Annotated in this window: 23 protein-coding genes; all 23 read right to left on the bottom strand. The window is 61.1% G+C overall.

Annotated features, from left to right (window positions below):
- Positions 1–101: 101 nt before the first annotated feature.
- Positions 102–374: a DUF1467 family protein gene (locus SKA58_RS07110; protein WP_009821713.1), complete on the bottom strand. Its 273-nt coding sequence runs from the start codon at positions 372–374 to the stop codon at positions 102–104.
- Between the two features lie 9 nt (positions 375–383).
- The gene (locus SKA58_RS07115) at positions 384–2,021 is read right to left on the bottom strand and encodes a ribonuclease J (RefSeq protein WP_009821714.1); all 1,638 of its coding nucleotides are present in this window, start codon (positions 2,019–2,021) and stop codon (positions 384–386) included.
- Positions 2,018–2,800, bottom strand: a complete 783-nt coding sequence (locus SKA58_RS07120) for a type III pantothenate kinase (RefSeq protein WP_009821715.1) — start codon at positions 2,798–2,800, stop codon at positions 2,018–2,020. The genes SKA58_RS07115 and SKA58_RS07120 overlap by 4 nt, the downstream gene beginning before the upstream one ends.
- A gap of 11 nt (positions 2,801–2,811) precedes the next feature.
- On the bottom strand, positions 2,812–3,513 hold the full coding sequence (locus SKA58_RS07125; RefSeq protein WP_083784857.1) for a biotin--[acetyl-CoA-carboxylase] ligase: 702 nt from the start codon (positions 3,511–3,513) through the stop codon (positions 2,812–2,814).
- Between the two features lie 2 nt (positions 3,514–3,515).
- Positions 3,516–4,952, bottom strand: a complete 1,437-nt coding sequence (gene nuoN / locus SKA58_RS07130) for an NADH-quinone oxidoreductase subunit NuoN (RefSeq protein ID WP_009821717.1) — start codon at positions 4,950–4,952, stop codon at positions 3,516–3,518.
- The gene (locus SKA58_RS07135) at positions 4,952–6,505 is read right to left on the bottom strand and encodes an NADH-quinone oxidoreductase subunit M (protein WP_009821718.1); all 1,554 of its coding nucleotides are present in this window, start codon (positions 6,503–6,505) and stop codon (positions 4,952–4,954) included. The genes nuoN and SKA58_RS07135 overlap by 1 nt, the downstream gene beginning before the upstream one ends.
- Positions 6,505–8,598: an NADH-quinone oxidoreductase subunit L gene (nuoL, locus tag SKA58_RS07140; protein WP_009821719.1), complete on the bottom strand. Its 2,094-nt coding sequence runs from the start codon at positions 8,596–8,598 to the stop codon at positions 6,505–6,507. Before nuoL ends, SKA58_RS07135 begins: the two co-directional genes overlap by 1 nt.
- An 8-nt stretch (positions 8,599–8,606) precedes the next feature.
- Complete coding sequence (gene nuoK / locus SKA58_RS07145; RefSeq protein ID WP_009821720.1) at positions 8,607–8,912, bottom strand: NADH-quinone oxidoreductase subunit NuoK; 306 nt, start codon at positions 8,910–8,912, stop codon at positions 8,607–8,609.
- Entirely contained in the window at positions 8,909–9,520 is a 612-nt protein-coding gene (locus SKA58_RS07150) for an NADH-quinone oxidoreductase subunit J (protein ID WP_009821721.1), read from the bottom strand. The genes nuoK and SKA58_RS07150 overlap by 4 nt, the downstream gene beginning before the upstream one ends.
- 27 nt (positions 9,521–9,547) lie before the next feature.
- Positions 9,548–10,033, bottom strand: coding sequence for an NADH-quinone oxidoreductase subunit NuoI (nuoI, locus tag SKA58_RS07155; protein ID WP_009821722.1), 486 nt, complete (start codon positions 10,031–10,033; stop codon positions 9,548–9,550).
- Complete coding sequence (gene nuoH, locus SKA58_RS07160) at positions 10,030–11,079, bottom strand: NADH-quinone oxidoreductase subunit NuoH (protein ID WP_037542242.1); 1,050 nt, start codon at positions 11,077–11,079, stop codon at positions 10,030–10,032. The genes nuoI and nuoH overlap by 4 nt, the downstream gene beginning before the upstream one ends.
- Positions 11,076–13,082: an NADH-quinone oxidoreductase subunit NuoG gene (gene nuoG / locus SKA58_RS07165; protein ID WP_009821724.1), complete on the bottom strand. Its 2,007-nt coding sequence runs from the start codon at positions 13,080–13,082 to the stop codon at positions 11,076–11,078. Before nuoG ends, nuoH begins: the two co-directional genes overlap by 4 nt.
- Positions 13,075–13,443 carry a hypothetical protein gene (locus SKA58_RS07170; protein ID WP_009821725.1) on the bottom strand — a complete coding sequence of 123 codons (369 nt, stop codon included), beginning with the start codon at positions 13,441–13,443 and terminating at the stop codon, positions 13,075–13,077. The genes nuoG and SKA58_RS07170 overlap by 8 nt, the downstream gene beginning before the upstream one ends.
- Positions 13,440–14,777, bottom strand: a complete 1,338-nt coding sequence (gene nuoF, locus SKA58_RS07175; protein WP_009821726.1) for an NADH-quinone oxidoreductase subunit NuoF — start codon at positions 14,775–14,777, stop codon at positions 13,440–13,442. The genes SKA58_RS07170 and nuoF overlap by 4 nt, the downstream gene beginning before the upstream one ends.
- A complete protein-coding gene (locus SKA58_RS20030; RefSeq protein ID WP_009821727.1) occupies positions 14,777–14,926 on the bottom strand; it encodes a hypothetical protein in 150 nt (49 codons plus the stop codon). Before SKA58_RS20030 ends, nuoF begins: the two co-directional genes overlap by 1 nt.
- Positions 14,923–15,603 carry an NADH-quinone oxidoreductase subunit NuoE gene (gene nuoE / locus SKA58_RS07180; RefSeq protein WP_009821728.1) on the bottom strand — a complete coding sequence of 227 codons (681 nt, stop codon included), beginning with the start codon at positions 15,601–15,603 and terminating at the stop codon, positions 14,923–14,925. The genes SKA58_RS20030 and nuoE overlap by 4 nt, the downstream gene beginning before the upstream one ends.
- On the bottom strand, positions 15,603–16,838 hold the full coding sequence (locus SKA58_RS07185; protein ID WP_009821729.1) for an NADH-quinone oxidoreductase subunit D: 1,236 nt from the start codon (positions 16,836–16,838) through the stop codon (positions 15,603–15,605). The genes nuoE and SKA58_RS07185 overlap by 1 nt, the downstream gene beginning before the upstream one ends.
- Positions 16,838–17,674, bottom strand: coding sequence for an NADH-quinone oxidoreductase subunit C (locus SKA58_RS07190; RefSeq protein WP_009821730.1), 837 nt, complete (start codon positions 17,672–17,674; stop codon positions 16,838–16,840). The genes SKA58_RS07185 and SKA58_RS07190 overlap by 1 nt, the downstream gene beginning before the upstream one ends.
- 1 nt (position 17,675) lies before the next feature.
- Positions 17,676–18,230, bottom strand: a complete 555-nt coding sequence (locus tag SKA58_RS07195) for a NuoB/complex I 20 kDa subunit family protein (protein ID WP_031297956.1) — start codon at positions 18,228–18,230, stop codon at positions 17,676–17,678.
- Positions 18,221–18,595 (bottom strand): NADH-quinone oxidoreductase subunit A, encoded by a 375-nt coding sequence (locus SKA58_RS07200; RefSeq protein WP_009821732.1) that lies wholly within the window; start codon positions 18,593–18,595, stop codon positions 18,221–18,223. Before SKA58_RS07200 ends, SKA58_RS07195 begins: the two co-directional genes overlap by 10 nt.
- Before the next feature lie 126 nt (positions 18,596–18,721).
- Positions 18,722–19,537 (bottom strand): inositol monophosphatase family protein, encoded by an 816-nt coding sequence (locus tag SKA58_RS07205; RefSeq protein WP_009821733.1) that lies wholly within the window; start codon positions 19,535–19,537, stop codon positions 18,722–18,724.
- A 37-nt stretch (positions 19,538–19,574) separates the two neighbouring features.
- The gene (locus SKA58_RS07210) at positions 19,575–19,910 is read right to left on the bottom strand and encodes a hypothetical protein (protein ID WP_228222590.1); all 336 of its coding nucleotides are present in this window, start codon (positions 19,908–19,910) and stop codon (positions 19,575–19,577) included.
- 17 nt (positions 19,911–19,927) lie between these two features.
- Positions 19,928–20,491 carry an elongation factor P gene (gene efp / locus SKA58_RS07215; RefSeq protein ID WP_009821735.1) on the bottom strand — a complete coding sequence of 188 codons (564 nt, stop codon included), beginning with the start codon at positions 20,489–20,491 and terminating at the stop codon, positions 19,928–19,930.
- Positions 20,492–20,502: the final 11 nt, after the last annotated feature.

Consider the following 20,502-nt stretch of genomic DNA (forward strand, 5'->3'; position numbering starts at 1 on the left):
CACCACCGGCAGACGCCATTTGGCGTCGAACTCGACTATAGGGCGCTGCCCCTTGCGACGGATCTGTTGCCTTCCCCCGCCTCAGCCGCTGCGGCCACCCGCTACGATGAGGCGGAGCGGTACCCCGGAACCATGTCGATCGTGACCCAACCTTGGGTATAATTCAGATAATAAAGACCGAATAAAAAGGCCGATAAGATCGTGGCGCGGAGCACCACTATTCCTGGGCGGAAATTGCTGGGCGCACTGTCCGCCTGCCCCCGGAGCAGCGCCTCACCCGTTTCGTCGGGCGTGCGCAGTCCGAAAGGCAGCATGACGAAGGCGCATATGACCCACATCAAAAAATAAATGGCGAAAATCGCGTACCAGTTCATGTGGCCTGATTAGGCGCGAATGAGGAGCACGTCCACCAAAGGCTTTTTGCCTGTCCAGCGCGTCGCCGTGCGTCGAACGGCCAGACGGACGCGCTCTCTCAGGGCCTCGTCCTCCTGTGAGCCCTTGGCGATAACCGATCCGACCTCTTGCGCAGCTTCTTCCAGGAAAGCCGCCTTATCCTCTTCGACCGGCACGCCCTGCGTGCGCAATGCCGGGGTCCCGATCAGCTTCCCCTTGCGATCAATGGCGACAGCGACGCTGATCTGACCGTGAAGACCCAGCTTGCGACGCTCGTTGATCGTCGTCCCATCCGCCGGCAGGATGACGTCGCCATCCAAGACCAATCGCCCGGTTTCCTGATGGCCAATGATTTCCGGCGCCCCGGGAGCCAGCCGCAGCAAATCGCCATTGGATTGAACCGGTGCATGGCGAATGCCATTTGCCAGCCCCAGCCGCGCCTGTTCCGCCATATGCCGGCGCTCACCATGCACCGGCAGGAGAATGTCCGGCCGAATCCAGCGATACATAGCTTCCAGTTCCGGTCGGCCGGGATGGCCGGACACATGAACCTCGGCCTGGCGATCGGTGACCATCAACACGCCAGCCGTAGCCAGTGCATTCTGAATGCGCCCGATCGCAATCTCGTTTCCAGGTATCTGCTTGGAAGAAAAGACAACCATGTCGCCTTCGGCCAGTTTGATCGGATGGCTGTTGAAGGCAATGCGTGACAGCGCCGCGCGGGCCTCCCCCTGCCCGCCTGTCGCTATGATCATCACCTCGCTGCGCGGCAAGGCCATCACGTCGTCCCAATCGACCGTCGGCGGAAAATCCTTAAGATAGCCCGCGGCCTTCGCGGTCCCAATGATCCGGTCCAGCGAACGGCCGGCGACGCACAATTTGCGCCCCGTCGCGTTGGCGACTTCGCCCAAAGTCTGCAAACGAGCAGCATTGGAGGCGAAGGTCGTCACCAGCACGCGCCCCTTTGCGCTGGCGACGGTCTGCATCAGGCCTTCGCGCACATCGCCTTCGGATCCGCTCGCCTCTGCATTGAACACATTGGTGCTATCGCACACCAGCGCCAATACCCCTTCATCACCGATCGCCGACAATTCTTCAGGCGTGGACGGTTGGCCCAGAAGCGGGCGTTCATCCAACTTCCAGTCTCCGGTGTGGAATATGCGCCCATATGGCGTGTCGATCAGTACCGCATTGCCCTCTGGAATGGAGTGCGCCAGCGGGACATAACGAAATCCGAAGGGACCAAGAGCGAAGCTGCCCTCATTATCGATGACGTTGAGTTCGACATCGTTGGTCAGGCCCTCTTCCTCAAGCTTCAACCGGATGAGGCCGGCCGTGAAGGGCGTCGCGTAGAGCGGCACACCAAGGTCCGCGGCCAGATAAGGGATCGCGCCGATATGATCCTCATGCCCATGGGTAAGCACGATGCCGAGGAGGTCGTCGCGTCGGTCCTCGATAAAGCTTAGGTCCGGCAGGATCAGTTCCACGCCCGGATAGGCGGGGTCAGCGAAAGTGAGGCCAAGATCGACCATCACCCATTTGCCTTGGCAGCCATATAGATTCACGTTCATGCCGATCTCGCCCGACCCGCCAAGGGCCAGGAAGAGCAGCTCATTTCCAGGTGTCATTCTCTATTCAAACTCCGCTCGTACAACAGCGCCAAGCCCTGAATTGTCAGGTCCGGCGCAATCGCATCGAAAATATCGCTATTGTCATTAAAGAGGACGGCAAGGCCCCCGGTTGAAATCACTTTGGCAGGCCGGCCGATTTCCGCGCGAATGCGCGCGACCAGCCCTTCCATCATCGCCACATAACCCCAGAAAACGCCGATATGCATCTGCGCTTCGGTGGTGCGGCCGATCACGGAACGGCTTTCGGGCGGCGCAATGGCGATCTTGGGCAGCTTGGCTGCTGCGGCGACCAGCGCATCGAGCGACAGGTTGATGCCAGGCGCAATAATGCCGCCCTTATAGGCGCCGGTATAATCAACGACGTCAAACGTGGTGGCAGTGCCGAAATCGATAACGATCAAATCCTCGGGATAAAGATGGTGGGCGGCAATGGCGTTTACAACCCGGTCCGCTCCGACGGATGCTGGCTCCGCCACGTCCAGAGGGATACCCCATTGCACCGCGCCTTGACCGGCAAGCAGCGCCGATGTCTTGAAATATTTGTCCGCCAGCACTTGCAGATTGTGCAACGCCCGCGGCACCACGGTGGCGATAATTACTGCGCTGACATCAGCAATGGTGAAGCCTTCCAGCATCAAAAGCTGGTTCAGCCATACGGCATATTCATCGGCCGTGCGGCGTGGATCAGTCGCAATCCGCCACCGCGCGCGGATCGTCCCTGCTTCCAGCAAGGCGAAAACGACATTGGTATTACCCGCGTCGATCGCGAGAAGCATGATCCGACCCTTCAGTTGAGGATGATGTCGCCCGCGTGAATGGCACGGCTCTGGCCATCCGCCAAGCGAAGGATCAACATGCCCTGTTGATCCAGCGTGTCGAAAGCCCCTTCCACCTGCTCGCCATCTGGCTGCAGCACGCGCATGGCGGTCCCTCGTGGATGGGCGTTGAGCAGCCAGTGTGCCCGGACCGGCTCCAACCCCTGCGCGCGCCATACCGCAAGCCAATGGGTAAACAACGCGGCGAGGCGTTCCAGCAACGCGCCTGCATCGGCTTCGATGGCACCTTGCGCTTTCAAACTGGTGACGGGCCGATCCAGATCTTCGGGATGACCGGTCACGTTGACGCCGATGCCGGCAATGACGGCGTCGCCCGCCCGCTCCAGCAGGATACCGGCGATCTTTGCGCCGTCGACCAATATGTCGTTGGGCCATTTGATCCGGGCATTGCCGACGCACAGGGGCGCAATCAGCGCGTGAACTGCATTGGCGGCGACGAGCGCCAATGTATGCGCGGGCGGATCACCAGCCCGCACTCTGACCAATGTGGAAGAATGAAGGTTGCCTGCCGGGCTTTCCCAATGTCGACCCATCCGCCCGCGACCGCCGGTCTGCCTGCCGGCGCGGAGCCAACTGCCCTCGGGCGCGCCCTGCTCCGCCAATGCCAGCATGTCGGCATTGGTGGAGCCGGTTTCGGCTACGAAGCGGATCAGTGTCAGAAGAGTGACGCGGCAGCAGCCGCGCTGACCGCGTCGAGTGCCGGGTTTAGCAGATACCCAAAGACGATGACCACCGCACAGGCGGTGAGGATGACATTTTCGACCATTCCGCCCTTGGCTTCATAGGCTGCGGCCGGCTCGTCAAAATAGATCGTCTTGATGATCTTGAGACAATAGAAAGCACCGATCACCGAGGCAGCGATGCCGAAGGCGGCAAGCGCAGTCAGATCCGCAGCGACCGCGGCATCGAACACCAGGAACTTCGCCCAGAAGCCAAAGAGCGGCGGGATGCCGGCCATCGAGAACATGAAGATGGCGAACGCCGCAGCCAGACCCTTGCGCGACTGCGACAGTCCGGCAAGGCTGGCGATGCTTTCGACCGGGCGGCCATCTGCGTCCCGCATTTGCAGGATGCAGGCGAAAGCACCGATCGTCATGACGACATAGATGGCCATGTAACTCATGGTTGCGGCGACACCAGCGGGCGTGCCAGCGGCAAGGCCGATCAGCGCGAAGCCGACATTGTTGATCGATGAATAGGCCATCAGACGCTTGATATTGGTCTGACCAATAGCCGCGACCGCACCCAGGATGATAGACGCCAGCGCGACGAAAATTACGATCTGCTGCCAGTCCAGCCCCGCAGGACCGAGCGCTTCGATCGCGACCCGAACCGCAAGCGCCATAGCCGCGACTTTGGGAGCGCTGCCGAAGAAAGTCGTCACAGGGGTTGGGGCGCCCTCATAGACGTCGGGGGTCCACATATGGAACGGCACCGCGCTCATCTTGAAAGCCAAGCCCGCCAGCAGGAACACCATGCCGAACAGCTCGCCATTCGATACGCCGTCACCCATGGCCACGGCAATGCCGTCAAACGCCGTCGTGCCGGTAAAACCGTACAGCAGCGCCGAACCGTAGAGCAGGATTCCGCTCGCCAGCGACCCCAGCACGAAATATTTGAGGCCCGCTTCGGACGATCGTGCGTCCTGGCGCATGAAGCTTGCCAGCACATAGGCTGCAAGGCTCTGCATTTCGAGGCCGACATAAAGGGTCAACAGGTCGCCTGCCGACACCATCATGCCCATGCCGATGGCGCTGAACAGGATCAGCACCGGATATTCGGGCCGTTCCCTGCCGTCCGTCTGGAAATAGCGGGGGGCGAGAAGAATGGCGGCAGCAGCGGCGGCGTAGATCATGCCCTTGGCAAACGCCGAGAAGGCGTCTGCCCGCACCAACCCATCGAAGGCAACAGGGCCATTGGCGAGCGAGGTCGACAAGGCAACGCCAGCCAGCGCCAGTGTCAGGACGGCCAGCCAGTTCACGACGCGGCTGCTCGCTTCGCCGCCCCAGGCGGCCACCAGCATCAGAGCGAGACCACCGACGGTCAGGACCAGTTCCGGCGCGACCGCCAGAAGGGAAGCGGATTCAATCATCAGTGCGCCTCCCCGTGCGCGCTTGCTTCTTCATGGGTGGCGCCGCCAGCCGGCTTCGCCGCGCCCATCTTGATATGGGAATCACCTGCGGGTGCCGCAGGAGCGAGGCGCGCTTCGAGCGCGCGAATATCGGACCGCATTGGAGCGAGGAAACTTTCGGGATAGACGCCCATCCACAGCACCGCCGCCGCGATTGGCGCCAGCAGGGCAATTTCGCGCACGGACAGGTCAGGCATGACTGCTGCATCGGCATTGACCTGTTCGCCATAAGCGATCCGCCGATACAAATAGAGCATGTAGGCCGCGCCCAAAATGATACCCGTGGTGCAAACCAGCGCCACCCAGCTGGATGCCTGGTAAATTCCCATCAGCGACAAAAATTCGCCGACGAAGTTGGACGTGCCGGGCAAGCCGACCGACGCCATGGTGAACAGAAGGAACAACACCGCATATTTGGGCATGTTGATGCTGAGGCCACCATATCGGTTGATCTCTCGCGTGTGCAGGCGATCGTAAATCACGCCGACACACAGGAACAGCGCGCCCGACACCAGGCCATGGCCCAGCATGACCATCATCGCGCCTTCGATCCCGGCCTGATTGAAGGCGAACAGCCCGACCGTGACGATCGCCATATGCGCAACCGAGGAATAGGCGATCAGCTTCTTCATATCACTCTGAACCAGCGCAACCAGGCTGGTGTAGACCACCGCGACCATCGACAGGCCCCAAATCAGCCAGGCGAGCTGTGCCGAGGCTTCCGGGAACATCGGCAACGAGAAACGGATGAAGCCATAGCCCCCCATTTTCAGCAGCACACCCGCCAGGATCACCGACCCTGCGGTGGGTGCCTGAACGTGGGCGTCAGGCAGCCAGGTGTGGACGGGCCACATCGGCATCTTGACCGCAAAGCTGGCGAAGAAGGCCAGGAACAGCCAGGTCTGCGCCTCTGGCGCAAAATTATAGGCCATCAACGCGGGAATTTCGGTCGTGCCCGCTTCATGCACCATCCACATCATCGCGATCAGCATGAGGACCGAGCCAAGGAGCGTGTATAGGAAGAATTTATAGCTCGCGTAAATGCGGTCCGCGCCCCCCCAGATACCGATGATAAGGTACATCGGGATGAGGCCGGCTTCGAACATGACGTAAAAGAGGTAGATGTCCTGTGCCGTGAAGACGCCGATCATCAGCACCTCCATGAACAGGAACGCCGCCATATATTCGCCGACACGTTTCTGGATCGCCTGCCAGCTTGCGCCGATGCAAATTGGCATCAGGAAGACGGTCAGGACGATCAGCATCAGCGCAATGCCGTCAATGCCGAGCGCCCAGGCAAAGCGCCCGAAAATCGGCGCATATTCCTGAAATTGCCACTGCGCTGCCGTTCCAGCCTGATCGAAATTCGCCCAGAGCGCGATGCCGAGCACAAGATCGACCAGCGTAGCGATCAGCGCTATCCAGCGTGCGCTATTGGCGCCCGCAAAGAGACAGGCGATGGCCCCCGCCATCGGCACTGCCATCATCAGGGAAAGGATGGGGAAGCCGTCCATTATCGTGTCATCGCCCAGGTTGCGGCTGCGGCGAGGCCAATCAGCATCACCAGCGCGTAGGTGTAAAGGTAGCCGGACTGAATCCGACGCGTGATTTTGTTGCCCTGCACGACCAGTGCGGCAAGCCCGTTGGGGCCAAAGCGGTCGATGAAACCGACATCCCCGAACTTCCAGAAGAAGCGGCCGATGGCGAAGGCGGGCCTGACGAACAGGAAGTGATACAGCTCGTCAAAATACCATTTATTGAGAAGGAACTGGTAGAGCGCACCGAAGGTCGACACGAAGCGCTGCGGCCAATCGGTGTTCTTGATGTAGGCAAGCCAGGCGATCAGCAGCCCGATGGCCATCACCGTGAACGGGCCGAACTTCACCCAGGTCGGCACTTCATGGGCAGCGTGCATCAGATGGCTGTTAAAGGCGAGCGCCCCGTTCCAGAACTCCATGCCGCCTTCCGCGCCGATGAACTGGTCGTGGAAGACGAAGCCGGCAAAAACCGCGCCCAGGCTCAGCACGACCAACGGGATCAGCATGACCAGGCCGCTTTCGTGCGGATGATAGCCACCCGTGCCCGCAGGCAAAGCATGCGCGGCGGTACCGTGCGCATGCGGCTCATCGCCTGCATCTTCCTGCGCAGGCGCATTGTGATGCTCTGCTCCATGGCCATGCGTGTCATGATCGTCATGGCCATGGGCATCATGAAGCGCATGCTGGATATGCTCTGACGCTGCCCAGCGCGGCTTGCCGAAAAAGGTCAGGAACACCAGGCGCCAGCTGTAGAAGCTGGTCAGCAATGCAGCGAACACGCCGACATAATAGGCCCCCACACCCGCCCCGCCAGCCGCGAACGCGGCTTCAAGGATACCATCCTTCGAATAGAAGCCGGCAAAGCCAACACCAACGAGCGGAATGCCGACGCCGGTGATCGCCAGCGTGCCGAGTGTCATTGTCCAGAAGGTGATGGGGATGCTTTTGCGCAGGCCGCCATAATAGCGCATGTCCTGCTCATGATGCATCGCATGGATGACCGATCCTGCGCCGAGGAAGAGCAGCGCTTTGAAAAAGGCGTGCGTGAAGAGATGGAACATCGCCGCGCCATAAGCGCCGACGCCCGCCGCGAAGAACATATAGCCCAGCTGCGAACAGGTCGAATAGGCGATGACGCGCTTGATGTCCGTCTGCACGGTGCCCACCGTCGCCGCGAACAGGCAGGTGGCAGCGCCGACGAAGGTTACGAAGCCAAGCGCTGTGGGCGAGGTTTCGAACATCGGTGACAGGCGGCACACCATGAACACGCCGGCCGTCACCATCGTCGCGGCGTGGATCAGCGCCGACACAGGGGTCGGGCCTTCCATCGCGTCAGGCAACCAGGTGTGCAGGCCGAGCTGCGCCGACTTGCCCATCGCGCCGACGAACAGCAGCAGGCAAAGCACGGTCATGGTATCGAAACGATAGCCCAGGAACCCGATGGTCGAGCCTGCCATTGACGGCGCAGCCTCAAGGATTTCCGGGATCGAAATCGTGTTGAACACCAGATAGGTGCCGAAAATGCCCATCATGAAGCCAAGATCGCCAACGCGGTTGACGACGAAGGCTTTAATCGCAGCGGCATTGGCGCTGGGCTTACGGAACCAGAAACCGATGAGAAGATAAGACGCCAGACCTACGCCTTCCCAGCCGAAGAACATCTGGAGCAGATTGTTCGCGGTCACGAGCATCAGCATCGCGAAGGTGAAAAGCGAGAGATAGGCGAAGAAGCGCGGCTGATCCGGCTCTTCGTCCATATAGCCCCAGCTGTAGAGGTGGACGAGACTGGATACGCTGGTGATGACCACCAACATGACCGCTGTCATCGTGTCTACGCGCAGCGCCCACTGGGCATCGAAGCTGCCGCTTTCGATCCAGGTAAAGAGAGGCGTAACGGTCGCCTCTGCATGACCGGCGACGAACGGGACGAAGATCATCCAGCTCATTGCGCAGGCGATGAACAGCGCGCCGGTCGTGACGATCTTGGCCGGCAGCTTGCCAAGCGCCTTGTTTCCAAGGCCAGCGATGGCAGCCGCCAGCAGCGGCAGAAGGACGATAAGCTGGATCATGAAACGGCTCAGCCCTTCATCTGGTTGATGTCATCGACGGCAATGGTGCCGCGACCGCGAAAGTAGATGACGAGGATGGCAAGGCCGATGGCCGCCTCACCCGCCGCGACGGTCAGCACGAACATGCTGAACACTTGCCCGACCAGATCGCCGAGGAAGGCGCTGAACGCGACAAGATTGATGTTTACGCTCAGCAGGATCAGCTCGATCGCCATCAGGATGATGATCACATTCTTGCGGTTGATGAAGATGCCCAGCACCCCCATCACGAACAGGATGGCGCTGACCACCAGATAATGTTGCAGGCCGATCACAGCTCCACCCCCTGCCCCACGGGCTGATTGACGTTGCGCACGGCATCTTGCGGCCGGCGCTGGTTCTGACGCGCGATATTCTGCGGACGAACCCCGCCACGTGCACGGTGTGTCAGGACGATAGCGCCGATCATAGCCACCAGCAGGACGATGCCCGCCGCTTCGAACAGGAAGATGTAGCGCGTATAGAGAAGCGCGCCGATCGCCTGGATATTGCTGAGCTCCGGGTTAACCGGGCCGGCGCGCTGCGCCAGCTCGATCGGACCGACGCTCCACAAGCCAATGCCGAGGACGATTTCCGCCAACAGCACCAGCGCGACCAGCAGGCCGAACGGCAGATAGCTCACGAAGCCTGCGCGCAATTCGGCAAAATCAATGTCCAGCATCATGACGACGAACAGGAACAACACCGCGACGGCGCCGACATAGACGATGACCAGCAGCATCGCGATAAATTCCGCGCCCAGCAAGATCATCAGGCCAGCGGCGTTGAAGAAGGCCAGGATCAGCCACAGGACCGAATGGACCGGGTTGCGCGACAGGATCGTCAGCGCGCCGCTGCACACCACAATCGTGGCGAACAGATAGAAGGCGACAACGTGAATCACAGGATCATATTCCCCTTGGCGCGCGGCTTAACGATAGGGTGCATCGGCGGCAAGGTTCGCGGCGATCGCGCGTTCCCACTTGTCACCATTTTCAAGAAGCTTGGCCTTGTCGTAGATCAGCTCCTCGCGGGTTTCGGTCGCGAATTCGAAGTTCGGACCTTCCACGACTGCGTCCACCGGGCATGCTTCCTGACAGAAGCCGCAATAGATGCACTTGGTCATGTCGATGTCATACCGTGTCGTGCGGCGGCTGCCATCGTCGCGCGGCTGCGCCTCGATCGTGATGGCCTGCGCCGGACAGACCGCTTCGCACAGCTTGCACGCGATGCACCGTTCTTCGCCGTTGGGGTAACGACGCAACGCATGCTCGCCCCGGAACCGCGGCGAAATCGGGTTCTTCTCATAGGGATAGTTGATCGTCGCCTTTGGCTTGAAAAAATATTTCAAGGTCAGGGCGTGCGCCTTCACGAACTCCCAGAGGGTAAACGACTTGACGTAGTAACCGAGGCTCATTGTGCGCCTCCATAGCGCGTCAGCATGAGAAAGCCCGAAACCAGGAACACGAACAGCAGCGAGGTTGGCAGGAAGATTTTCCAGCCCAGCCGCATCAGCTGATCATAACGGTAGCGGGGCACCGTCGCCTTCACCCAGGAGAAGACGAAGAAGAAAAAGAGGATCTTGGCGAACAGCCAGAGGATGCCGGGCACATAATAAAGCGGCGCCCAATCGAACGGCGGCAGATAGCCACCCCAGAACAGCACCGCGTTGAGCGCACACATCAGAATGACGTTGGCATATTCGCCCAGCCAGAACAGCGCAAACGCCATCGACGAATATTCGGTCTGATAGCCCGCGACCAGCTCGCTTTCCGCTTCGGTCAGGTCGAAAGGCGCACGCGCCGTTTCCGCCATCGCGGAAATCAGGAACATGATGGCCATGGGGAATAGCAGCGGGTTGAAGCCGTTGCCGTTCAGAAACCCATAATAGCCCTTCTGGCTTTCCACGATCGCCGTCAGATTGAAGCTGCCGGCCCACAGCACGACGCAGATCAGGATAAAGCCGATCGAGACTTCATAGCTGATCATCTGCGCGCTGGCGCGGATCGCCGAGTAGAAGGGATATTTGGAGTTGGACGCCCAGCCCGACAACACGACGCCGTAAACCCCAAGCGAGGAGATGGCGAGGACATAGAGCAGGCCGACATTTATGTCCGCCAGCACCACGCCGACCTGGAACGGCACCACCGCCCAGGCCATCAGCGCGACCGTGAAGGTGATGATCGGCGCGATCAGGAACAGGGTCTTGTTCGCCGCCGACGGAATGATGGTTTCCTGCAGGAAGACCTTGGCCCCGTCAGCAAAGGACTGGAGCACGCCGAAGGGGCCAACCACGTTCGGCCCGCGCCGCAGCGCCATCGCAGCCCAGATTTTGCGATCGGCGTAGATGAACATCGCAACCGCCAGCATAACCGGCAATGCAATCAGCAATATGCCGATGACGGTGGCAAGCAGCCACGCGCCTTCGAACGGCAGGCCCATATTTTGGAAAAAGGCGGTCACTCTGCGGCCTCCGCGAAGCTTTCACCATGGATCAGCTCGGCCGAGCATTGCTGCATCGTCGGGCTGGCGCGGCAAATCGCGTTGGTGAGGTAGAAATCCTTGATCGGCGAACCCAACTCCCCGGTCGCCCCGCTGGGCAGGCTCGGAACGGACCAATCGAAATCGACCAGCCCTTCCTGCCCCAGCGCCGGCACGGCCTTGGCCATCTCCGCGCGCAATTGTTCGAAGCTGTCGAAGGGCAGCGTCGCCCCCATTACATCCGATAATGCGCGCAGGATCGACCAGTCTTCGCGCGCGTCACCCGGTGCGAACACGGCCTTTTCACCCCGCTGCACCCGACCTTCCAGATTGACATAGGTGCCAGCCTTTTCGGCATAGCTTGCACCAGGCAGAATCACGTCCGCCGCATGCGCGCCCTTGTCACCATGATGGCCGATATAGACTTTGAAGCTGCCATCGAACGCCGCATAATCGACCTCATCAGCGCCCAGCGAAAAAAGCAACTTGGGCGCGGCTTGCGCCATCGCCTTGATGCCGCCGTCCATGGCATAGCCCAGCATCAGCCCGCCCATGCGTGAAGCCGCAAAGTGCAGGACGTTATAGCCGTTCCAGCCATCCTTGATCAGGCCCAGCGTATCGACCAGCGCCAGCGTGTCGCCATGCGCGCCGTCCTTCGCCAGCACCCCGCCACCGACGATCATCGTCGGACGCGCAGCCTTGGCAAAGGCTTCAACCACGGCTTCCGGCAGCTTACCGAGGAGCGAGGCGTCATTCCCCAGCCATTCGACCTTGTAGGTCAGATCGACCTCGGGGCCGACGGCAAATATTGTCGCGCCACGTTTGATCGCCTTGCGGATGCGCGTGTTCACCAGAGGCGCTTCCCAGCGCAAATTGGTGCCGACCAGCAGGATGACGTCCGCAGTTTCCAGATCGGCCAGCGGGGTGTTGAATACCACCGACGACAGGCTTGACACGTCATAGGCAAGGCCGGTCTGACGCCCTTCCAGCATCGTGCCGCCCAGCTTCTGCACCAGCAGCTTGCCGGCAAACATGGTCTCGCAGTCGAGCAGGTCGCCGGCGATCGCTGCGACGCTGCCGCCATGCTGCACCGCCGCAATCGCCTTGAACGCTTCTTCCCAGGTAGCCGCGACCAACTTGCCATCCCTGCGGACGAACGGCTTGTCGAGCCGCTTGCGCACCAGCCCATCGACATTGTGCCGGGTCTTGTCGGATGCCCATTCCTCATTCACGTCGTCATTGATGCGCGGCACCGCGCGCAGAACCTGACGACCGCGGCTGTCGAGCCGGATGTTTGTCCCGACCGCGTCCATGACGTCGATCGCGTGCGTCTTCTTCAGCTCCCAGGGCCGCGCTTCGAAAGCATAAGGCTTGGACGTCAGCGCGCCGACCGGGCAAAGATCAACCACGTTACCCGAAAGCTCGCTTTTGGCGGCATGCTCCAGATAGGTGGTAATCTGCATATTCTCGCCGCGATAAATGGCGCCGATTTCCGGCACCCCCGCGACTTCTTCGGCAAAGCGCACGCAGCGGGTGCATTGGATGCACCGGGTCATGACCGTCTTGACGATCGGCCCCATATATTTTTCGGTGACGGCACGCTTGTTTTCGTCATAGCGGCTGCCGCCCCGGCCATAGGCGACCGACTGGTCCTGCAAATCGCATTCGCCGCCTTGGTCGCAGATCGGGCAATCGAGCGGATGGTTGATGAGCAGAAACTCCATCACCCCCTCGCGCGCCTTCTTCACCATTTCAGTCTGGGTGAAGATTTCCTGATTGTCGGCAGCAGGCAGCGCGCACGAAGCCTGTGGCTTGGGCGGTCCGGGCTTCACCTCGACCAGGCACATGCGGCAATTGCCGGCGATGGACAAGCGTTCATGATAGCAGAAGCGCGGAATTTCCTTCCCCGCCAATTCGCACGCCTGCAGGACAGTGGCGCCTGCCGGCACTTCGAGTTCTACGCCGTCGACTTTGACTTTAGGCATTGGGACGACCCCGGAATAGATTCCAGTTCGGCACGACGACCGCGACGAACATGACGAGAAACAGGGCATAGCCCCAGATAAAACCCCATGTCTGGGGCAGGAAAAAGCCCTTGATGACCTGAATGCCGGCACCGGCTACATACAGGTAAACACCAACGCGTTTCGCCAGGCCGGTGAGATATGCCCCGTATATCGCCATGGCCATGCCCACCAGCGTCGCAATGACGATCGGCTCACCATAGAGAGATGGCGCATCGGCCAGCGCAAACACCAGCGTGACGAAGAAGGCCGCCCAGATGAGGGCAAAGCCCCATCCGAACACCCGTATCGTCTTGTAGCCGCTGACAGGCTGATCGATCACTCGGCGGCCTCCATGACCGGAGCGCCGCGCTCGGCGATCCGACGCTCGATTTCCGGGCGGAAGTGCCGGATCAGGCCCTGGATCGGCCAGGCGGCCGCGTCGCCCAGCGCGCAGATGGTGTGACCTTCGACCTGCTTGGTCACCTGGAACAGCATGTCGATCTCGCTCTGGTCGGCGTCACCGGTGCGCAGCCGCTCCATCACGCGCCACATCCAGCCGGTGCCTTCGCGACAGGGCGTGCACTGGCCGCAGCTTTCATGCTTGTAGAAATAGGACAGGCGGCTGATCGCGCGGACGATGTCGGTGGACTTGTCCATAACGATGACCGCAGCAGTGCCAAGGCCCGAACCAAGCGCCTTCAGCCCGTCAAAGTCCATCGGCGCGTCCATGATCTCCTTCGCCGGCACCAGCGGCACCGACGAACCGCCGGGGATCACCGCCAGCAGATTGTCCCAGCCGCCGCGAATGCCGCCGCAATGGCGATCGATCAGCTCGCGGAACGGAATGCCCATGGCCTCCTCGACCACGCAGGGCTTGTTCACATGGCCGCTGATCTGGAACAGCTTGGTGCCCAGATTATTGGGCCGCCCGATGGAAGCGAACCATTCGGGCGAGCGCCGCAGGATCGTCGGGCCGACCGCTATCGATTCCACATTGTTGACCGTCGTCGGGCAACCATAAAGGCCCGCGCCAGCCGGGAATGGCGGCTTCAGGCGCGGCTGGCCTTTCTTGCCTTCCAGGCTTTCAATCTGCGCGGTTTCCTCGCCGCAAATATAGGCGCCCGCACCGCGATGGACGAACACGTCGAAATCATAGCCTGATCCGCAGGCATTCTTGCCCAGGAACCCCTTGGCATAGGCCTGCTCAACGGCGGCGAAGAGGACCTTCGCCTCATAGATGAACTCGCCGCGGATATAGATGTACGCCGCGCGCGCCCGCATCGCGAAACCGGCGATCAGCGCGCCTTCGATCAGCTTGTGCGGATCGTGGCGGATAATCTCGCGGTCCTTGCATGAACCCGGTTCGGATTCATCGGCATTGATGACCAGGAAGCTCGGCCGACCGTCCTTGCTTTCCTTGGGCATGAAACTCCACTTCATGCCGGTCGGGAAGCCCGCACCGCCGCGACCGCGTAGGCCGGACGCCTTGATGCGGTTGATGATTTCGTCCTGGCCGATCTCCAGCAGGGCCTTGGTATTGTCCCAGTCGCCGCGCTTCATAGCCGCGTCGATGCCCCAATCCTGGAAGCCATAGACGTTGGTGAAGATGCGATCCTTGTCGGCCAGCGGACCGACGAACGGCGGCGGCGCGGGGGGCGCGGTGTCTTCGGCCATTATCGGCCCTTTCCGATCAGTTTTTCAGCAACGAAATAGGCGAGCACGGCCACCGCCAGCCCAAGGACGAGGCCCAGCACCGCACCCAATATCTTGAGCGCGATAATGAAGACGATGATCGCCAGGATGATGGAGACAAGCGCGCTCATGCGGCGGTGGCTCCCCACTGGCCGCGATAATCATGATTGTCCTCGACCATTTCCGGCAGGCTGGTCGGCCCGCCTTCGGGACAGCTGGTCTGTCGGTCGATCTGCGGGCCGATTTTGGGCTGCTTGCCGGCGGCCAGGTCGTCCAGGATCGCGCTCATGCTGTCATAGGTCAGGTCTTCGAAATTATCGTCGTTGATCTGGACCATCGGCGCATTGGCGCAGGCGCCCAGGCACTCGACCTCAGTCAGCGTGAACAGGCCGTCGGGCGTGGTCGAACCCTTAATCAGCCCCTTGTTCTTGCACGCCGAAAAGACATCATCCGATCCGCGGAGCATGCACGGCGTCGTGCCGCACACCTGCACATGATAGCGGCCGACCGGCGCCAGATTGTACATGGTGTAGAAGGTCGCGACCTCATAGACGCGCATATAGGGCATATCGAGCTGGCGGGCGATATATTCCATCACCGGCACGGGCAGCCAGCCCTGCGTCTGCGTTTCCGCACCGACCTGCCGCTGGGCAAGATCGAGCAGCGGCATCACGGCGGACTGCTGGCGGCCGGCGGGATAGCGGGCGATGACCTTCTCGGCCTGCGCGGCATTCTCTGCCGTCCACGCAAACGCGCCCCAGCGCGCGCGGGTCTCGGCTTCGTCAGGGATATGGGGTGCGTCAGCCATTAGCGGTCACATTCTCCGAACACGATATCCATCGCGCCTAGTACAGCGGTAGTGTCGGCGAGCATGTGGCCCTTCATCATGAAGTCCATCGCCTGCAGATGCGAGAAGGCGGTCGGCCGGATCTTGCAGCGATAGGGCTTGTTGCTGCCGTCCGCGACCAGATAGACGCCGAATTCGCCTTTGGGGCTTTCCGTCGCGACATAGACTTCGCCCGCCGGGACGTGGAAGCCCTCGGTATAAAGTTTGAAGTGATGGATCAGCGCTTCCATCGAGCGCTTCATCTCGCCGCGCTTGGGCGGCACCACCTTGCGGTCGAAACTCGCGATCGGCCCTTCGGGCATCTCGTTGAGGCACTGCTTCATGATCCGCGCGGACTGGCGCACTTCCTCGACGCGGACCATGAACCGGTCATAGCAGTCGAAATTGGTGCCGACCGGAACGTCGAAGTCCATGCGGTCATAGACGTCATAAGGCTGCGCCTTGCGGATGTCCCACGGAATGCCGCTGCCGCGGATCATCGGGCCGGAAAAGCCCCATTTCAGCGCGTCTTCCTTCGAGACGACGGCGATGTCGACATTGCGCTGCTTGAAGATGCGGTTGTCGACCACCAGGCTCATCGCATCCTCGAACAGGCGCGGCAATCGCGTGTCCAGCCAGTCGGCGATGTCGGTCAGCAGCTTGAGCGGCACATCCTGATGCACGCCGCCCGGCCGGAAATAGGCCGAGTGCATGCGCGCGCCCGACGCACGCTCGAAGAAGTTCAGGCAATCCTCGCGGATTTCGAACAGCCACAGGTTGGGCGTCATCGCGCCCACGTCCATCACATGGCTACCGAGGTTCAGCATATGATTGCAGATGCGCGTCAGCTCCGCGAAGAACACGCGCAGATATTGCGCGCGCAGCGGCACTTCCAGGTTCAGCAGCTTTTCGACCGCCAGCACATAGCTATGCTCCATGCCGAGCGGCGAGCAATAGTCGAGCCGGTCGAAATAGGGCAGCGCCTGCAAATAGGTCTTATATTCGATCAGCTTCTCGGTGCCGCGGTGCAGCAAGCCGACATGCGGATCGCAACGCTCGACGATTTCGCCTTCCAGCTCCATGACGAGGCGTAGAACGCCGTGCGCAGCGGGATGCTGTGGACCGAAGTTGATCGTGTAATTCTGGATTTCGGTATCACCATAGGCCGGATCGGCCGCGTCGGTGCGATGGTCCAGTTCGTCCAGATAATCGGCCATTACGCCTTGTCCTCCGGCTTGGCAGCGCCTTCGCCTTCGTCGGTATGCTCCTCCGGCTTTACCGGTGCATCCTTTGACTTGGCCGCCGCTTTGGCGTTGGCCGGCTCGCCAGCCCCCGTATCGCTCTTGCTCTCGGTCGTCTTGGGCGTGTCACCCTTCGCTTCCCCCTTTGGCGCGGCAGGCGGCGGCGGTGGCGCGGCAGCAGGCGTGGGCGCGTCTGGCGCCTGACCGGCTTTTTCGTCCCCCGGCAGCACATATTGCGCACCTTCCCACGGGCTCATGAAGTCGAAGCTGCGGAAATCCTGGGCCAGACGCACCGGTTCGTACACGACCCGCTTATCTTCTTCGGAATAGCGCAACTCGACATAGCCGGTCAGCGGAAAATCCTTGCGCTGCGGATGGCCCCTGAACCCATAATCGGTCAGGATACGGCGCAGGTCCGTATTGCCTTCGAATACCACGCCGTACATGTCGAACACTTCGCGTTCCAGCCAGCCGGCGACCGGCCAGATGTGCGTGACGGTCGGCACCGGCATATTTTCGTCGGTGCTCACCTTCACGCGGATACGATGATTCCGTGTCACGCTCAGCAAATGATAGCAGACCTCGAAGCGCTCGGCTCGGTCGGGATAATCGACCCCGGCAATCTCCATCAGCTGCTGATAATGCCCCATGTCGCGCAGCGTGACCATGGCGTTCGCCAATTCCGCGCGCACGACAGTGAAGCTCAGTTCATCGGCATGATCGACGGTTTCGACCAGCATCGAACCCAGCAGGGCGGCGATTTCATCCGCGATGCCGTCGATGGTCGCGATCCGGGGTGCAGAATGGGCCATATTAACGCTCGATCGTCCCGATGCGGCGGATCTTCCGCTGCAACTGCATCACACCATATAGAAGCGCCTCGGCAGTCGGCGGGCAGCCGGGGACATAGATGTCGACCGGCACGATGCGATCGCAGCCGCGCACCACAGAATAGCTGTAATGATAATAACCGCCGCCATTGGCGCAGCTGCCCATCGAAATGACATATTTCGGGTTGGACATCTGGTCATAGACCTTGCGCAGGGCCGGCGCCATCTTGTTGCAGAGCGTGCCCGCAACGATCATCACGTCCGACTGGCGCGGCGACGCGCGCGGAGCAGCGCCAAAGCGCTCCATGTCATAGCGCGGCATATTGACGTGGATCATCTCGACCGCGCAGCAGGCCAGGCCAAAGGTCATCCACCACAGCGAACCCGTGCGGGCCCACTGGAACAGCTCCTCGGTGGAAGTGACAAGAAAGCCCTTGTCGCTGACTTCGCCATTCAGCGCGTTGAAGAAGTCCTGGTCGGGTTGGGTGCCCACCGGCGGCATGGTGCCGGGGATGGGCCGCTCAAGTTCTACTCCCAATCGAGTGCTCCCTTCTTCCACGCATAGACGAGGCCGAGCACCAGCTCCGCTATGAAGATCATCATTGTCGCCCAGCCGGCCCAGCCGATCTGCTCCAGGCTTACGGCCCAGGGAAACAGGAACGCCGCTTCAAGATCGAAGATGATGAAGAGGATGGCGACCAGATAGAAACGTACGTCAAACTGGCTGCGCGGCTCTTCGAACGCGGGGAAGCCGCATTCATATTCGCTGAGCTTTGCCGGGTCTGGCTGATGCGCGCCAGTAAGGCGGCCGACCAGCATCGGCAGAAAAACGAAGGTGCCGGAAAGCAGCAAGGCAATCCCGAGAAAAATCAGGATCGGCAGATATTGGGCAAGATCGACCAACGGAGTCCCCTGGGCGAAAAGGTTGTGGGCGCGCTTTAGGCCCGCTGCATATGCGAAGCAAGGGGCCAAGGGCATGAGAATGAATCGCAAAAAGGCCAAGTCATTGAAGCGCTTGGCCCTTGTCGGTCATCGCAACGCGCCAGCAACCAATTTATGCAATTTGGAATGGATCGCGTCATTGCCCGCGATCACTTCCCGGCGGTCCATCATCTGGTCACCGCCACGAAAATCACTGACGAAGCCGCCCGCTTCGCGGACCAGCAACATGCCCGCCGCCACGTCCCAGGGCCGCAGGCCGCTCTCCCAAAAGCCGTCATAGCGGCCGGATGCCACATGGGCGAGGTCAAGCGACGCCGCGCCAAAGCGGCGAAGCCCCGCCACCGAGGGCGCGACTGCGCCGAAGATGCGCGACCATTGGGCCATGTCGCCATGCCCCATGAACGGAATGCCGGTTGCGATGACGCAATCGGCCATGTCGCGTCGCGCCGACACGCGCAGCCGCTGGTCGTGACGCCAGGCACCGCGGCTTTTTTCCGCCCAATAGCTTTCATCCGTGACGGGCTGGTAGATCAGCCCGGTCGTCACTTCGCGCTTGTTGCCGCCATAGAGCGGTTCTTCGACAGCGATTGAGATCGCAAAATGGGGAATGCCGTGCAGGAAGTTAGTCGTGCCGTCGAGCGGGTCGATGATCCAGCGGGGCTTGGTCGGATCGCCGGCGATTTCACCGCCTTCTTCCAGCAGGAAACCCCAGTCCGGCCGGGCCTTCTGCAATTCCTCGACCAATGTGCGTTCCGCCTGCTCATCGGCCTTGGACACAAAATCGGCCGGTCCCTTGCGGCTGACCTGCAAATGTTCGACCTCGCCGAAGTCGCGACGCAATTTCGAGCCTGCCTTGCGCGCGGCGCGCTCCATGACGGTGAGAAGGCCGGAATGCGATACCATATTCTTTCTCCGCCGCCCGTACCGGCGGCTCGCTGGGTTATTTCTTGGGGGCAGCCTGGGGCGCGGCGGCGGGACGATAGCCGCAGGCGCCGGCGATCACCGCCAGCATCTGCGACGCGTCCTTGCGATCGACCTTGCCGGGATTGGCGGCAACCACCTTGTCCACCGCGCCGCTGATCTGCGACACCGAATTGCTGTAGAGGCATTCGAATAGCTTGTTCTTCACCGGCTGTTCGACCTCATCGGACTGGAGCGCGCTGCTCATGACGCGCAGCACGAACGCTGCATTGGCAAGCTGCGCCTTGGACGGCCCAGCCTGCGCGTGAAGCGCGGCTGGAACCAGACCCGCCGCCAGCGCGCCCGCCAGCATCATGCCGCGCCCCATGCCCATTACTCGGCCCGCTTCACATATTCGCGTTCATAGACATCGACCACGATGCGGGTGCCGGTGACGATATGCGGCGGCACCATGACGCGCACGCCATTGTCGAGGATTGCAGGCTTGTAGCTGGCCGACGCCGTCTGGCCCTTCACCACCGCGTCCGCTTCCACCACGGTCGCTTCAACCGTTTCGGGCAGTTGCACGCTGATCGGCCGTTCGTCATACATTTCCAGCATGACCATCATGCCGTCCTGAAGGAAGGCCGAAGCATCACCGACCAGATCCTGCGGCAGGTTGATCTGCTCATAGGTTTCGGTGTCCATGAAGACGAGCATGTCGCCTTCCGCATAAAGATACTGGAAATCCTTGGTATCAAGCCGGATGCGCTCGACCGTCTCGGCAGACCGGAAGCGCACATTATTCTTGCGACCGTCGATCAGGTTCTTGAGTTCCACCTGCATATAGGCCCCGCCCTTGCCAGGCTGGGTGTGCTGGATCTTCACGGCGCGCCACAGGCTGCCGTCATATTCGATGTTGTTGCCGGGACGAATCTCGACGCCGCTGATCTTCATGGGAAGAGCCT

This window comes from Sphingomonas sp. SKA58 (genome assembly GCF_000153545.1).
Taxonomy (GTDB): domain Bacteria; phylum Pseudomonadota; class Alphaproteobacteria; order Sphingomonadales; family Sphingomonadaceae; genus Sphingobium; species Sphingobium soli.